Genomic DNA, 13,269 nt, shown 5'->3' with positions numbered 1-13,269 from the left:
GACAGGCACTTCCCGCTGCCGCGGACGCCGCAGGAACCGCGGAACTACCACGAGCGCGGTAGCCCGGAAATCCTCTTCGTGCGGGAGTCGCCCGCGCTCCTGCCCGGTTAGGGTGCGGGGATGGACCGGGCGCGGATCGTGGACGGGGTGATCGCCGTCGGGGTGGCGGCCGCCCTGCTGGTCGCCGGGCTGTCCGCGCACCACCAGAACGCGCTGGGGTACGCGCTCCTGGTGGCCGGCGGCCTGGCGCTGGTCGTGCGCCGCCGGGCGCCGATCGCCGTGCTGGCCGTGACCGCGTTGTGCGCCTTGGGCTACCAGGCCGCCGGGTTCGAAGTACCCGTCGTCGCGTACCTGTTCGCGGTGTACGCCGCAGTCCGGGAGGGACACCGCGTCGCCGCGGTGGTGGCTTCGGTGCTCATGCTGTTCGCCGTCCCGCTCGCGATCCTGGCCTCGGGACTGAGCGACACCGGCGAAGCGTTCACGCAAGCCCGGGACGTCCTGCAGCTGGCCTGGCTGATCGCCGCCGGGGCCGCGGGGGAGGCGCTGCGCCAAGCCGAGCGCCGGGCCGACGAGGCCGAACGCACCCGCGAGGAGACAGCGCGGCGGCGCGCCGACGAGGAGCGGCTGCACATCGCGCGGGAGCTGCACGATTCGCTCACCCACCAGATCTCCGTCATCAAGGTGCAGGCCGAAGTCGCCGTCCACCTGGCCCGCAAGCGGGGCGAGGACGTGCCGGACGCCCTCCTGGCGATCCGGGACGCCGGGCGCGAAGCGGCCCGGGAACTGCGCGCGACGCTGGAGGCGTTGCGCGACGACGACAAGAACCCGCCGCACGGGCTCGACGACGTCCCGGACCTGGTGGACCGGGCCCGGACCGCCGGCCTCGACGCGCGGCTGACCATCGAGGGCCGCCGCGACGACGTCCCGGCCGCGGTCGACCGGACCGCGTACCGGATCGTCCAGGAGTCCCTGACCAACGTCGCCCGGCACGCCGCCGCGGCCAGCGCGTCCGTCCGCATCGACTACCGGCCGGGCACACTGGTCATCCGGGTCGACGACGACGGGAAGGCCACTGTGGACACCGCACCGGAGCCGGGCGTCGGCCTGCTGGGGATGCGCGAACGCGTGACGGCCCTCGGCGGGCGGCTGAAGGCGGCGCCGCGCAGCGAAGGCGGCTTCAGCGTCCAGGCCGAACTGCCCGTGGACCACCCGGCATGATCCGCGTCCTGCTGGCCGACGACCAGCCGCTCATCCGCAGCGGGTTCCGCGCGCTCCTCGACGTCGAGGACGACATCGAGGTGGTCGCCGAGGCCGCCGACGGCGGTGAAGCCGTCGAACTGGCGCTGAAACACCTGCCGGACATCGCGCTCGTCGACGTCCAGATGCCGGGCGTCGACGGCATCGAGGCGACCCGGCGCATCGCCACGGACCCGGCGCTCGCCGCGGTGCACGTCGTCATCCTGACCAACTACGGCTTGGACGAGTACGTCTTCGAGGCGCTGCGCGCGGGTGCGGCGGGGTTCCTCGTCAAGGACATCCGGCCGGAGGACTTCCTGCACGCCGTGCGCGTCGCCGCACGGGGTGACGCGCTGCTGGCGCCGTCGATCACCCGCAAGCTGATCGACCGGTACGTCACCCAGCCGCCGAACCCGGGCGCCGGGCTGGCCGGGCTGACCAACCGCGAGCGCGAGGCCGTCGCCCTGGTCGCGCGCGGTCTGTCCAACGACGACATCGCCGCGCGGATGGTGATCAGCCCGCTGACCGCCAAGACGCACGTCAACCGGGCCATGGTGAAGCTGCACGCCCGGGACCGCGCCCAGCTCGTGGTGTTCGCCTACGAATCCGGTCTGGTGGGAGGCTGAAATGGCCGAGACGACGGTGGCCGGGGTGCTGGCCGAGCTGGCGGGGCTCGAGGACCCGAAGATCCGCGCGGTGAACGAGAAGCACGGTGACGACCACGGGGTCAACCTCGGCAAGCTGCGTGCGGTGGCGAAGCGGCTGAAGACGCAGCAGGAGCTCGCGCTCGGGCTCTGGGAGACCGGCGACACCGCGGCGAGGCTGCTGGCCCTCCTGATCTGCCGCCCGAAGGCGTTCGACCGCGACGAGCTGGACGCCATGGTGCGCGAGGCCCGCGCTCCCAAGGTGCACGACTGGCTCGTGAACTACGTGGTGAAGAAGAGCCCGCACGCCGAAGAGCTGCGGACGGCGTGGTTCGCCGATCCGGACCCGGTGGTCGCGAGCGCCGGCTGGGCCCTGACCACCGAACGCGTGGTCAAGCGGCCCGAAGGCCTGGACCTCGCCGGGCTCCTCGACGTCATCGAAGCGGAACTGAAGGACGCTCCGGACCGGTTGCAGTGGGCGATGAACAACTGCCTGGCGCAGATCGGGATCGAGCACGCCGGGCTGCGCGACCGGGCGATCGGGATCGGGGAGCGCCTGCAGGTGCTCAAGGACTACCCGACGCCGCCGAACTGCACGTCTCCGTTCGCGCCCGTCTGGATCACGGAGATGGTGCGCCGGCGGGCCGCCGGGTAGCCGGTTCAGCGGAGTTTGGCGAAGAACTCGCGGACGTCGCCGACGAGCAGGTCGGGCGCCTCCATGGCCGCGAAGTGCCCGCCGCGGCCGAATTCCGACCAGTGCACGATGGTGTGTTCGCGGTCGAGGGCGCTGCGGATCGACACGTCCAGCGGGAACACGGCGACCCCGGTCGGCACCGGGGAACGCTCACTCGCGCCCCAGGCGCCGGCGTGCGCGGTCTCGTAGTAGCAGTTGGCCGAGGAGCCGGCCGTGCCGGTCAGCCAGTACAGCATCACGTTGGTGAGCAACAGATCCCGGTCCACGGCGTCCTCCGGCAGCTCGGCGGCCGGGTCGGTCCACTCCTTGAACTTCTCCACGATCCAGGCCAGCTGGCCCACCGGGGAGTCGTGCAGCCCGTGCGCGAGGGTCTGCGGCCGGGTCGTCTGCACCGCCACGTACCCGGACTGCTCGGTTCGCAGGTGCGCGAGCTGCTTCAGCCGCGCCTGCTCGGCCTCGGTCAGCTCGCCGTCCGGCTCGCTGAACGCGGAGAGCCCGTTCGCGTGCACGCCGACGACCTTGTCCGGGTGCAGGCGGCCGAGCCCGGGGGAGATGACCGCGCCGGTGTCGCCGCCCTGCGCGCCGTAGCGGTCGTAGCCGAGCCGGTCCATGAGCTCGGCGAACGCTCTGGTCACGCGGTTGACGTCCCAGCCTGCCTCGCGGGTCGGCCCGGAGAAGCCGCTGCCGGGGATCGACGGGATCACCAGGTGGAAGGCGTCCGCCGGGTCGCCGCCGTGGGCCCCGGGGTCGGTCAGCGGGCCGATGACGTCCAGGAACTCCGCGACCGAGCCGGGCCAGCCGTGGGTCAGGATCAGCGGCAGGGCGTCCGGCTCGGGTGAGCGGACGTGCAGGAAGTGGATGTTCTGCCCGTCGATTTCGGTGGTGAACTGGGGGAACGCGTTGAGCTTGCGCTCGTGTGCGCGCCAGTCGTAGCCGTCGCGCCAGTACCCGGCCAGCCCCTTGAGGTAGCTCACCGGCACCCCGCGGCTCCAGCCGGCGCCGGGCAGGTCGGTCGTCCACCTGGTGCGGGCGAGCCGGTCGCGCAGGTCGTCCAGGTCGGCCTGGGGGACGTCGATGGTGAAAGGCCGAATCTCGTTGTTCGTCATGCTTACGACCGTATAAGGCGCTTAGGTCAACTTCGGTCCTAAGCTGGCGGTCATGTGGGAAACCTCGGCACGCCTGCTGCGCCTGCTCTCGCTGCTGCAGGCCCGGCGCGACTGGTCGGGCGCGGAACTGGCCGAGCGGCTGGAGATCACGCCGCGCACCGTGCGCCGCGACATCGATCGGCTGCGCACCCTCGGCTACCCGGTGCTGGCCACGGCCGGCACCGCCGGCTACCGGCTGGGCGCCGGCGCGGACCTGCCGCCGCTGCTGCTCGACGACGACGAAGCCGTTGCGGTCGCGGTGGGCCTGCGCACGGTGTCTTCCCACGGGTCGATCACCGGCATCGAGGAGACGTCGGTGCGCGCGCTGGCCAAGCTCGAACAGGTGCTGCCGTCGCGGCTGCGCCACCGGATCAACGCCCTGCGGTCGGTGACGGTCCCGATGGCCAACCCCGGCCCCACCACCGACCCGGACACGCTCACCGCGATCGCCGCCGCCTGCCGCGACTCGCTGCGCCTGCGCTTCGACTACCGCGCCCACGACGGAACGGCCGGTGTGCGCACGACCGAGCCGCACCGGCTGGTCCACACGGGACGGCGCTGGTACCTGATCGGCTGGGACGTCGACCGCGAGGACTGGCGCACCTACCGCGTGGACCGCCTCGAACCGCGGACGCCCACCGGCCCCCGGTTCACCCCGCGCACCCCGCCGGACCCCGACCTCGGCGGCTACACCTCACGGGCGATCTCCACGTCGGCGTACCGGTACCAGGCCCGGTTCACGCTGTTCGTCAGCGCCGAGACCGCGGGGGAGCGCATCGCCCCCACCACCGGCGCGCTCGAACCGATCGACGCGCACAGCTGCAGCCTGCGGGCGGGGTCCGATTCACTGGACGAGCTGGCGATCTACGTGGCAGGCAAGGGGTTCGCCTTCGAGGTGCACGAGCCGCCGGAGCTGGTCGAGCACGTCCGCGCGTTGGCGGTTCGGTTGGCCGACGCGGTGGGTCAGGCCGGGCGGCCCGCGCCGGCGTAGTCGTCGCCCTTGGAGTGGTACGTGTGGATCTGGATGGCCTGGCCCTCGGTGGGTGCGTTGATCATCAGGCCGTTGCCGAGGTACAGGCCGACGTGGTGGATGCGCGTCGACGGGCTGCCGTAGAACACCAGGTCGCCCAGGCGCGGCTCCTGCGTGGCCGGCACGGGTGGGAGCGCGCGGAACTGGCTGTCCGCCGTGCGCGGCAGGGCGACGCCCGCGCTGTCGTACGACGCCTTCGTCAGGCCGGAGCAGTCGAAGCCGGCCGCGCCCGCGTCCGGGCCGTTGCCGCCCCAGACGTACGGGAGGCCGAGCTGGCCGAGGGCGAACCGGGTCGCGCGGACCCGCGGCGACGAGGCCGACGCCGGGTCCAGCGAGAGCGTCGCGTACAGCTGGGCCATGCCGAGCACGCGCTGGCGGAACAGCTCCGTCTCGCTGCCCGGGTGGTACGCCGCGACGGCCTTCCACCAGCCCGGTCCGGCGCCGAGGTCGGTGCCGCCCGCGCACAGCGCGCGCCCGGCCGCGACCGGCGCCTCGCCGCCGTACTTCTTGGCCTGGGCCGCCGACAGCCCCAGCAGGTTCTCGCCGCCGCGGCCGTGGTTCGACGCCGCCGCGCCGACCCCCGCCAGGGTGACCCACGAAAGGTGGCACGACGGCTGTTCGCTCCGCAGCGCGAGTTCGCCGTTCGCGTAGCCGATCAACGCGTCCGCCGGGATGTCCAGGGGGCCGGACAGCTGGTCGGCCCACTGCTGCAGCGGACTCTTGCCGCCCTGGCCGGACGCGCCCTGGCCCGGCTCCTGCGCCTTCACGGGTGCGCTGACTTCGAGGACCGACGGCCCGGACGCGGCCACGGGGACCGGCACGGGGGCGGGCGCGGGCTCCGGCGACCGGTCGGCCAGCAGCCAGCCGGCCGCGACCAGCCCCGCGACGAGCGGCAGCGCGACGAGGCCGCGCAGCGCCGCCCCGCGGGCCCACGAACTCGGCTTCGTCGTCACAGGTTCCAACTTAGAAGAGCGCACCTGTATGTGAACGAGTGAACGGCTTGCACGTTAGGGGGACTCCCATATGGTGGGCACATGCCCGAGATCGACGTTGCCCGGCTGACCGAGGCGCTCCAGGGCCGGTACGCGAAGATCGACGTCGTCGAGCGCACCGGCTCCACCAACGCTGACCTGCGAAAAGCGGTCGAAGACGGCGCCGCCGACCGGACCGTTCTGCTCGCCGAGGAGCAGACCGCCGGGGTGGGGCGCCGCGCGCGGCCGTGGAGCTCGCCGAAGGGCGCCGGGCTGTACCTGAGCGTCGCGCTCCGGCCGGGCGTCCCGTTCTCCGCGCTCGGCTCGCTGTCCATCGTCGCCGGGCTGGCCGTCCGGGCGGCGGCCGCCTCCGTCGGGGTCGACGCCGTGCTCAAGTGGCCCAACGACGTCCTCGTCGACGGCGCCAAGTGCGCCGGCATCCTCGCCGAGGCCGTCGCCGGGGACAGCCCGTCGATCGTGCTCGGCATCGGCCTCAACGTCCTGCCGCTCGGCGAGGTCCCGCCCGGGCCCGGCGGGCTGCCCGCGACGTCGCTGGCCGAGCACGGCGCCACGAACACCGACCGCACCGACGTCGCCGCCGCGCTGCTCACCGAGTTCGACGAGCTGGAGCGCCGCTGGCGGCCGGCGGGCGGCGACCTCACCGAGGCGGGGCTGCTCGGCGACTACCGCGCCCACTGCGCGACCCTCGGCCAGGACGTCGAGGTGCAGCTGCCGGACGGCACGTCCCTGACCGGTCGCGCGGCCGGCATCGACGCCGCCGGGCAGCTGCAGGTCGACATGGCGGGCGGCCAGCGGCACACCGTGTTCGCGGGTGACGTGGTCCACGTCCGGCCCGCCTGATTCTTCGGGGCGTTGCCCGTACCGGCGGGGCGTCTCGCCGGTACGGTGGGACGACACCGCCGCACCGACCTTGGGAGCGTCCGCCGTGGCTTATCCGGACGATTTGCTCAGCGAGCAAGAGCACGTCGTGGTGCACAGTCACCCGCACTTCAAGATGCTGATCTTCCCGACGCTCGCGCTGCTGGTCACCCTCGGCGCGGGCACCTGGCTCGCGATCCTCGCGAAGGACGCGGGCTCGCCCTGGAACACGGTCGGGCTGATCGCCGTCGGCGTGGTGGCCCTGGTGCTCGTGGTGTGGCTGTTCCTGGCCCCGTTCGTCCGCTGGCGCACCACCCACTTCATCGTGACGACCGACCGCCTCATCGCCCGCGAAGGCGTGCTCAAGCGCACCGGCATCGACATCCCGATGGGCCGGATCAACAGCGTCCAGTTCGAGCACGGCCTGCTGGACCGGGTGTTCGGCTGCGGCACGCTGATCATCGAGTCGGCTTCCGACGAGCCGCTGCGGTTCGAGGACATCCCGCACGTCGAGAAGGTGCACACGGTGATCTACCGCGAGGTCAACGACAACCCGTACGACGACTACCGGCCGGGCGCCCCGCAGCAGCCGCAGCAGACCCAGCCGCTGCCGCCCCAGGGCGGGCACCCGCCGCGCGGCGAACGACGCTGATGGGCACGCGCGAACTGGGCCTGCCGGAGCGGGTCCCCGCCACGGGGGAGCTGCCGGACCGGGTCACCATCTGGGAGGTCGGCCCGCGCGACGGGCTGCAGAACGAGAAGGCGATCGTTCCGGTCGAGGTCAAGCTGGAGTTCCTCGACCGGCTCGCGGGCGCCGGCCTCACGACGCTGGAGGCGACCAGCTTCGTGCACCCCAAGTGGGTGCCGCAGCTGGCCGACGCCGAGCAGCTGCTGGCCCGGCTCGACCGCCGCGAAGGCGTCCGGTACCCGGTGCTGGTGCCGAACGAGAAGGGCCTGAACCGGGCCCTCGAAGCCGGCGTCGAACACATCGCGATCTTCGCCAGTGCGACGGAGACGTTCGCGCGCAAGAACCTCAACTCGTCGCTGGACGAGCAGTTCGCGATGTTCGAACCGGTCGTCACCCGGGCCCGGGAGGCAGGTCTGGAGGTGCGCGGCTACCTCTCGATGTGCTTCGGCGACCCGTGGGAGGGCGTCGTCCCGGCGAAGCAGGTCGCCGACGCCGGCCGCCGCCTGCTGGACATGGGGTGCTCGCAGCTTTCGCTGGGCGACACCATCGGCGTCGCGACCGCGGGGCAGGTCGAAACGCTGATCGGGCTGTTCGGCGATGCCGGTACTTTGGCCGTGCACTTCCACGACACCTACGGTCAGGCTCTGGCGAACACGCTCGCGGCGCTCCGATGTGGAGTGTCCACTGTGGATTCATCGGCGGGCGGGCTTGGCGGCTGCCCGTACGCCGAGTCGGCCACGGGCAACCTGGCCACCGAGGACCTGGTGTGGATGCTGGACGGACTGGGCGTCGAGCACGGCGTCGACTTGGGCGCGCTGGTGGCGGCCAGCGCGTGGATGGCGGGACAGCTCGGCCGCCCGAGCCCGTCCCGGGTGGTCGCCGCGTTGAGCTGACCTCGCCGCCACCGCTCTGGGCGGGGTGCGGTATCAAGGGGGACCGGCAGCGCCGCGGCCGCGTCGAACTGCGTGTGCCCGCGGGCACCGACCGAGCCGGAGGATGGGTGTGACCGAGCCTTCCGAGGCGGGCTCCGAACCGGTCGAGGCCGACCTCGACACGGGGCCGGTGCGCCTGCCCGGTTACGGCGGCGCCGACGACGCCCCGACGCCGCCCTCGGGCAACCCGGCCGCCTGGCCGCACGCCGTGTCGCCGCTGCTGCCGCCGTTCCCGCTGCCCCCGGCTCCGCCCGCCCCGCCGGTGGCGCCGCCGATCTCGCCCGCGCCGCTGCCGCCGCTGGGTTCGCCACGCCTGGAACGGGAAAGCGTTGTAGCGCTGTTCCTGGTGCACATGTTCCCGATCGGGCACCTCCCGGTGGCCATGGACCGGCCGGCGCTGCAGCTGCCGCTGCCGGACGACCCGGACGGTTTCGGCCCGAACGACCACCCGGACGCCCGGCTGATCTTCGACGACCAGGCGCTGACCAACGTCACCGCGGGCTTCCGCCGCTCGCCGACCGCGCCGTCGCGGCCGGTGCCGCGGCACCTGACCGACGGCTACGTCCCGTACGCGCGGGCGACGCAGGCCGTGTGGATCCGGCGGTTCGTCGTCGGGCACAGCGAGCTGGGCCCCGAGTACGCGTGGCCACCGGGCGAGACGTTCCCCGAGGGCGGCATCGATCCGGCCGAGCCGGTGATGGTGCCGGCCGACACCGTGCTCGACCGCTTCGGCCCGGCGTACGGGCGGGTGTTCTTCGCCGACGGCACGCCGTTCGCGGAACGCTCGTTGCCGCCCGGGATGCTGGACGCCGAGTACCGCCGGTACGTCGTGGTACGCGCGGTGCCGATGTGGCGGTCGGAGACCGCGAACTGGTTCGGCCAGGTCGGCGGCGGCACCCGGTACCGTGCGCTGCTGGCGGCCGACGAACTGGTGACCCTCGGCTACCTCGCCGAGGCCAAGGGGGATGAGGACTGATGAACACCCAGTCGATCCAGCGCTGGCTCGGCGTCCTGGGCGTGCCGCCGGAGGTCGTCTCGCTCGGCGCCGAGGTCGACAACGCCTGGTGCCTGATGCAGGGCGAAGACGAGGCGTGGGAAGTGTTCTGGCGGGAGCAGGGCAACCGCTACGACTGGGCGCGCTTCACCAGCGAGCAGGTGGCGTGCCACTACCTCTTCGGCCGGCTGGCCTGGGCCCAGGTGGCCCGCGGCGCCGTCGGCCTGCTGCCCGGTTCCTGAGCGGAAAGAAGTGGCTTCCGCGCCCGTGGGCGCGGAAGCCACCCGGGCCGGGTTCGTGTCGCACCGTCACACGCGTCCTGGTTCATCGCTCCACCAGCCTGGGGGTCGCTGGGAGCGACCTACAGGACGCCTGCCTGGCTCAGCAGGTGCACCACCCTACTCACCACGATCAAGGCGACGAAAAAATCCGTGACGGCCAAGGCTGTCACCGGCGTTTTCCGGTCACGCTTGTTCTTTTTCCGGTGCGACACGGGTTCTCCTCATGGGCCATGGGTCGCTGCCGCGACCCGACCGGCCCCTGGGTTTCCCCAGGGGCTCCGGGCGTGGTGCCCGGAGTCGACGGGGAGAATTCAGCCGCTCACCGAGGGTACCGGCGGCGGCCGGTTCGGGGAAGCCCGGCCGCCGCCGCGCCTCAGCTCACCGCGTAGGTGAACACGTGCGCCGCGCCCGCGCCGGTCGACGTGGGCAGGGTAATGCTGCGGACCTGTTTCGCCGGGTCCAGAGCGATCGGCGCCGTCGCGAACAGGTACGACGTGTACGGCCGCTGCAAGCGGAACATGTACCTGGGGAACGCCGAATTCACGTACGGCACCTTCGCGACGACGGTGTTCCCGAACTGCGGCGTCTCCTCGCCGCCCTTCAGCAGCCACTCCGACAGGCCCAGCGAGGCGTGCTGCGTCGAGCCGTCGGTGTAGGTCACCGTCACCGTGCCCTGGGCGTCGGAGCCGGTCGCCGCGCCGAGGAACGACAGCTTGGTCGCGCCCGCCGGAGCCGAGACCGCAAGCGTTTGCCCCGCCGCGATCACGTTGTCCGGCGATCCGGTCGGGCTCGACGGCCACGTGAACTGCTGCCCGTTCACCGTCACCGTCCCGCCCGGCGTGATGCCGTTCGCGGCGAACCCCTGCGCGGAGTAGGAGAACGCGAACCCGCCGGGGTAGAGGTCGGTTTCGCCGAAGTCGCCGTACTGGACGAACCTGTCGTCCGTGACGCCGACGTTCGTGTTCGCCGCGTGCAGCGTCCCGGGCTTCCCGACCGTCACCGGCAGCTGAGCGGGCACCTGCCCGGCGAACTCGACGGGCACGCTCGTGTACGCGTCCGCCGTCCCGGCTGCGGCCGTGACCGCGATCTGCTGCGACGCCGAGCCGTTCGGGCCCACCGTGAGCGTGCCGCTCGACGGCGTCACCGTGATCCCCGCCGGCGGCTTCGCCCGCCACGACACCGTGCCCGCGCCCGTGATGCCCTCGGCGATCACCGTGGCGGTCGCCGCCGGGCCGCCGGGTGCGGCGACGATCCGGCCCGGGCCGACGTGGCCGCGCACCGGCACCTCGCCGTCCCGGAACGACGGCGGGACGTCCGCGGCGCCGGAGCCCCACGACGTCGGCGACGTGCCGAGCGTGAAGTCGAGCCGTCCACCGTTCACCGCGAACGACTCCGGCAGCCACGGCTTCGTGCTCGGCTTGCCGTTCATGCGAAGGCTCCGCACGTACTTCACCGAGCTGGACGCGCCGGGTGCGGTGATCGTGATCCGCTGCCCGGTCGCGCGGGTGAGCGTGATCTTCGGGAACATCGGGCTGGCCAGCACCATTTCGGCGCGCCCGGGCGCCTCCGGGTACATGCCGAGCGCGGCGAAGACGTACCACGCCGACGTCGCGCCGAGGTCGTCGTTGCCGGGCAGGCCGTCCTCGGTGGGCTTGAACAGAAGTTCCGCCGAGCGGCGCACGATGTCCTGCGTCTTCGCCGGCGCTCCCGCGTAGGCGTACTCCCACGGCACCTCGAACGACGGCTCGTTCGACATGAACGCGTACGGCGAACTGGCGTCGCTGTTCAGCTTCGTGAAGAAGAAGTCGAGACGCTTCTTCACGGCGTCGTCGCCGCCCATCGCGTCGAAGAGCCCGCGGACGTTGTACGGCACCATCCACGTGTACTGCGCCGCGTTCCCTTCCTGGTAGCGCATTTCCTGGTACTGCGCGGGATCGAACGGCGAGAGGAACTGGCCGTCGCGCATGCGGGTCTGCAGGTAGCCGGTGGCCGGGTTGTAGACGTTCTCCCAATACTGGGCCCGCGCCATGAACTGCCGGTACGTCTTCGGATCGCCGAGCCGCTGGGCCAGCTGCGCGATGCCGAAGTCCGCGGTCGTCTCCTCGAGCATGTCCGAGACGTTGTTGGGGTGGTAGCCCAACGTCAGGTAATCGGAGAGGCCCGGCCGTTCGAGGGCGCGTTCGCCCGCCTGCTGGACGCGGGTGGCGCCGTTGACCATCGACTTCAGCGCCTGGGACGCGTCGAAGTCCGTCGCGCCGAAGGCGTACGTGCTGGCGATGATCGAGTGGTACGGGTCGCCGCCCATCACGCCCATGAAGTCGTTGTTCTGCGACCAGCGGTCCCAGATCCCGCCGGCCTGGTTCGCCTGGTTGAGCATCGACTGCGCCATGTCGGCGGCTTCGTGCGGGGCGAGCATCGACAGCAGTTGCACCTCGTCGCGGTAGGTGTCCCAGCCGGAGAAGTTGGCGTACTGCGCGTGACCCGGGTTCGCGCGGTGGATCGCCTTGTCGAAGCCGGCGTACCGACCGTCCACATCGGAGAAGACGTTCGGCTGGAGGAGCGTGTGGTAGAGCGCGGTGTAGAACGTCCTCGTGGCCGCGTCCGTGCCGCCTTCGACGGTGATCTGCCGCAGCCGGTCGTTCCAGGCCCTGCGCGCGTTGCCCTTCACCGTGTCGAACGAGTCGTGCCGCTGCTCGACGGCGGCGTTCAGCCGCGCGCCGTCGAGGTCCACATAGGACAGGCCGACGCGCACCTGGACCGGCCGCGCCGGGTCGAAGGTGAGGTAGGCGCCGGAGCCGCCGTCGGCGGTGACGACCTGCTTGTCCCAGGTCGTCTTGCTCAGGTCGCCGCCGCGGGCGCTGGCGCCGCCGGGCGTCACGGTGGCGTCCTGCCAGGTCCCGGACGTCTTGAACGGCTGGTCGAAGGTGGCCTGGAAGTAGACCTTGTAGGTGTTCGGGCCGCGGCAGAAGTGGCCGCTGGAGACCCAGCCTTCGACGGTCCGCCGCGCCGGGTCGATCGTGACGGCGGCGTCGTCGCTGCCCATCGCGGACTGCGCGACGTCGATCAGCAGCGTGGCCGGGGTGTCCTTCGGAAAGGTGAACCGGCCCAGTCCGGAGCGCTGGGTCGCGGTCAGCTCGGTGGTGATGCCGGAGTCGGTGGTCACCTTGTAGTAGCCGGGGGACGCGGATTCGCTCGCGTGGCTGAAGGTGGGGAAGTATCGGGTGGAGTCCACGGCAGGGGACGTGGTCAGGTTCCCGGCGAACGGCAGGAACGGAACGTCGCCCGCCGCGCCGCCGCAGCCGGCGCCGTTGAAGTGGGTGAGGCTGAAGCCGCGGAGCCGGTTCTCTTCCCAGGCGTAGCCGCCGTCGCGGTCACGGGCGTAGTACCGGCCCTGCCCGGCGGGCGGCTTGGGCTGCAGGGGAGTGTCGGGACTCCACTGCACCATGCCGAAGGGGACGTCGGCGCCGGGGAAGGTGTCGCCGGCGTAGGTATTGGTTTCGGGGGTGTCGCCGGCCTTCGCGCCGACGAACGGGTTGACGTAGGCGGCGAGGTCGCGGTTCTGGACCTCGGCGTTCGCGGGTGTGGGGCCGGTCAGGGCGACGGTGGCGAGGGGGACGATCAAAGCCGCGGTGACGACTCTGCGCATGCTCTTCCTCCCGGGGTGAGCGGGCCGTCCCGGTTGACAACGTTGTCAGAAGACCGGGTGACCCGGCGAGCACTGGGAGTGAACCACCGGTGGTTCAGACCGGTCAAGAAGTTCCCGCCGAGCGGCCCA

General features: G+C 72.2%; 13 protein-coding genes. 9 read left to right on the top strand and 4 right to left on the bottom strand.

The window, feature by feature from the left end; translation table 11 throughout:
* Positions 1–120: 120 nt before the first annotated feature.
* The 3 genes from ACH54P_RS24605 to ACH54P_RS24595 are packed head-to-tail and all read left to right on the top strand — an operon-like array spanning position 121 to position 2,535.
* Positions 121–1,218, top strand: a complete 1,098-nt coding sequence (locus ACH54P_RS24605) for a sensor histidine kinase (RefSeq protein WP_489905738.1) — start codon at positions 121–123, stop codon at positions 1,216–1,218.
* Entirely contained in the window at positions 1,215–1,862 is a 648-nt protein-coding gene (locus ACH54P_RS24600) for a response regulator (RefSeq protein ID WP_489905737.1), read from the top strand. The genes ACH54P_RS24605 and ACH54P_RS24600 overlap by 4 nt, the downstream gene beginning before the upstream one ends.
* A 1-nt stretch (position 1,863) precedes the next feature.
* Entirely contained in the window at positions 1,864–2,535 is a 672-nt protein-coding gene (locus ACH54P_RS24595) for a DNA alkylation repair protein (protein ID WP_489905736.1), read from the top strand.
* 5 nt (positions 2,536–2,540) lie between these two features.
* Here the strand turns inward: ACH54P_RS24595 and ACH54P_RS24590 are convergent, their stop codons facing one another.
* Positions 2,541–3,680: an epoxide hydrolase family protein gene (locus ACH54P_RS24590; protein WP_489905735.1), complete on the bottom strand. Its 1,140-nt coding sequence runs from the start codon at positions 3,678–3,680 to the stop codon at positions 2,541–2,543.
* A gap of 52 nt (positions 3,681–3,732) precedes the next feature.
* On the opposite strand from ACH54P_RS24590, the gene ACH54P_RS24585 reads away from it, so the two are divergent.
* Positions 3,733–4,710, top strand: coding sequence for a helix-turn-helix transcriptional regulator (locus ACH54P_RS24585; protein ID WP_489905734.1), 978 nt, complete (start codon positions 3,733–3,735; stop codon positions 4,708–4,710).
* Here the strand turns inward: ACH54P_RS24585 and ACH54P_RS24580 are convergent.
* Complete coding sequence (locus ACH54P_RS24580; protein WP_489905733.1) at positions 4,683–5,702, bottom strand: C40 family peptidase; 1,020 nt, start codon at positions 5,700–5,702, stop codon at positions 4,683–4,685. The genes ACH54P_RS24585 and ACH54P_RS24580 overlap by 28 nt on opposite strands.
* 81 nt (positions 5,703–5,783) lie before the next feature.
* Here ACH54P_RS24580 and ACH54P_RS24575 point away from each other — a divergent pair, with 81 nt between their 5' ends.
* The 5 genes from ACH54P_RS24575 to ACH54P_RS24555 all read left to right on the top strand — a co-directional run bounded on the left by ACH54P_RS24575 (position 5,784) and on the right by ACH54P_RS24555 (position 9,455).
* Positions 5,784–6,581: a biotin--[acetyl-CoA-carboxylase] ligase gene (locus tag ACH54P_RS24575; protein ID WP_489905732.1), complete on the top strand. Its 798-nt coding sequence runs from the start codon at positions 5,784–5,786 to the stop codon at positions 6,579–6,581.
* A gap of 85 nt (positions 6,582–6,666) precedes the next feature.
* Entirely contained in the window at positions 6,667–7,251 is a 585-nt protein-coding gene (locus tag ACH54P_RS24570) for a PH domain-containing protein (RefSeq protein ID WP_489905731.1), read from the top strand.
* Positions 7,251–8,180, top strand: a complete 930-nt coding sequence (locus ACH54P_RS24565) for a hydroxymethylglutaryl-CoA lyase (RefSeq protein ID WP_489905730.1) — start codon at positions 7,251–7,253, stop codon at positions 8,178–8,180. The genes ACH54P_RS24570 and ACH54P_RS24565 overlap by 1 nt, the downstream gene beginning before the upstream one ends.
* 109 nt (positions 8,181–8,289) lie before the next feature.
* Positions 8,290–9,195: a TNT domain-containing protein gene (locus ACH54P_RS24560; RefSeq protein WP_489905729.1), complete on the top strand. Its 906-nt coding sequence runs from the start codon at positions 8,290–8,292 to the stop codon at positions 9,193–9,195.
* A complete protein-coding gene (locus ACH54P_RS24555; protein ID WP_003105220.1) occupies positions 9,195–9,455 on the top strand; it encodes a hypothetical protein in 261 nt (86 codons plus the stop codon). Before ACH54P_RS24560 ends, ACH54P_RS24555 begins: the two co-directional genes overlap by 1 nt.
* A gap of 119 nt (positions 9,456–9,574) precedes the next feature.
* Here the strand turns inward: ACH54P_RS24555 and ACH54P_RS24550 are convergent, their stop codons facing one another.
* Both ACH54P_RS24550 and ACH54P_RS24545 read right to left on the bottom strand, forming a co-directional pair.
* A complete protein-coding gene (locus ACH54P_RS24550; RefSeq protein WP_489905728.1) occupies positions 9,575–9,706 on the bottom strand; it encodes a hypothetical protein in 132 nt (43 codons plus the stop codon).
* A gap of 161 nt (positions 9,707–9,867) precedes the next feature.
* Positions 9,868–13,140, bottom strand: coding sequence for a GH92 family glycosyl hydrolase (locus ACH54P_RS24545; protein WP_489905727.1), 3,273 nt, complete (start codon positions 13,138–13,140; stop codon positions 9,868–9,870).
* Positions 13,141–13,269 lie beyond the last annotated feature (129 nt).

The organism is Amycolatopsis sp. N2S4-7 (genome assembly GCF_058119595.1).
The sequence above is the reverse complement of the archived record's forward strand: the minus strand, read 5'-3'. Positions and strand labels throughout refer to the sequence as shown.

What these genes read in the sequence shown, in the direction of transcription:
- ACH54P_RS24605 (WP_489905738.1), top strand. Translation starts at nt 121, where the DNA reads ATGGACCGGGCGCGGATCGTGGACGGGGTGATCGCCGTCGGGGTGGCG.
- ACH54P_RS24600 (WP_489905737.1), top strand. Translation starts at nt 1,215, where the DNA reads ATGATCCGCGTCCTGCTGGCCGACGACCAGCCGCTCATCCGCAGCGGG.
- ACH54P_RS24595 (WP_489905736.1), top strand. Translation starts at nt 1,864, where the DNA reads ATGGCCGAGACGACGGTGGCCGGGGTGCTGGCCGAGCTGGCGGGGCTC.
- ACH54P_RS24590 (WP_489905735.1), bottom strand. Translation starts at nt 3,680, where the DNA reads ATGACGAACAACGAGATTCGGCCTTTCACCATCGACGTCCCCCAGGCC.
- ACH54P_RS24585 (WP_489905734.1), top strand. Translation starts at nt 3,733, where the DNA reads ATGTGGGAAACCTCGGCACGCCTGCTGCGCCTGCTCTCGCTGCTGCAG.
- ACH54P_RS24575 (WP_489905732.1), top strand. Translation starts at nt 5,784, where the DNA reads ATGCCCGAGATCGACGTTGCCCGGCTGACCGAGGCGCTCCAGGGCCGG.
- ACH54P_RS24565 (WP_489905730.1), top strand. Translation starts at nt 7,251, where the DNA reads ATGGGCACGCGCGAACTGGGCCTGCCGGAGCGGGTCCCCGCCACGGGG.
- ACH54P_RS24555 (WP_003105220.1), top strand. Translation starts at nt 9,195, where the DNA reads ATGAACACCCAGTCGATCCAGCGCTGGCTCGGCGTCCTGGGCGTGCCG.
- ACH54P_RS24545 (WP_489905727.1), bottom strand. Translation starts at nt 13,140, where the DNA reads ATGCGCAGAGTCGTCACCGCGGCTTTGATCGTCCCCCTCGCCACCGTC.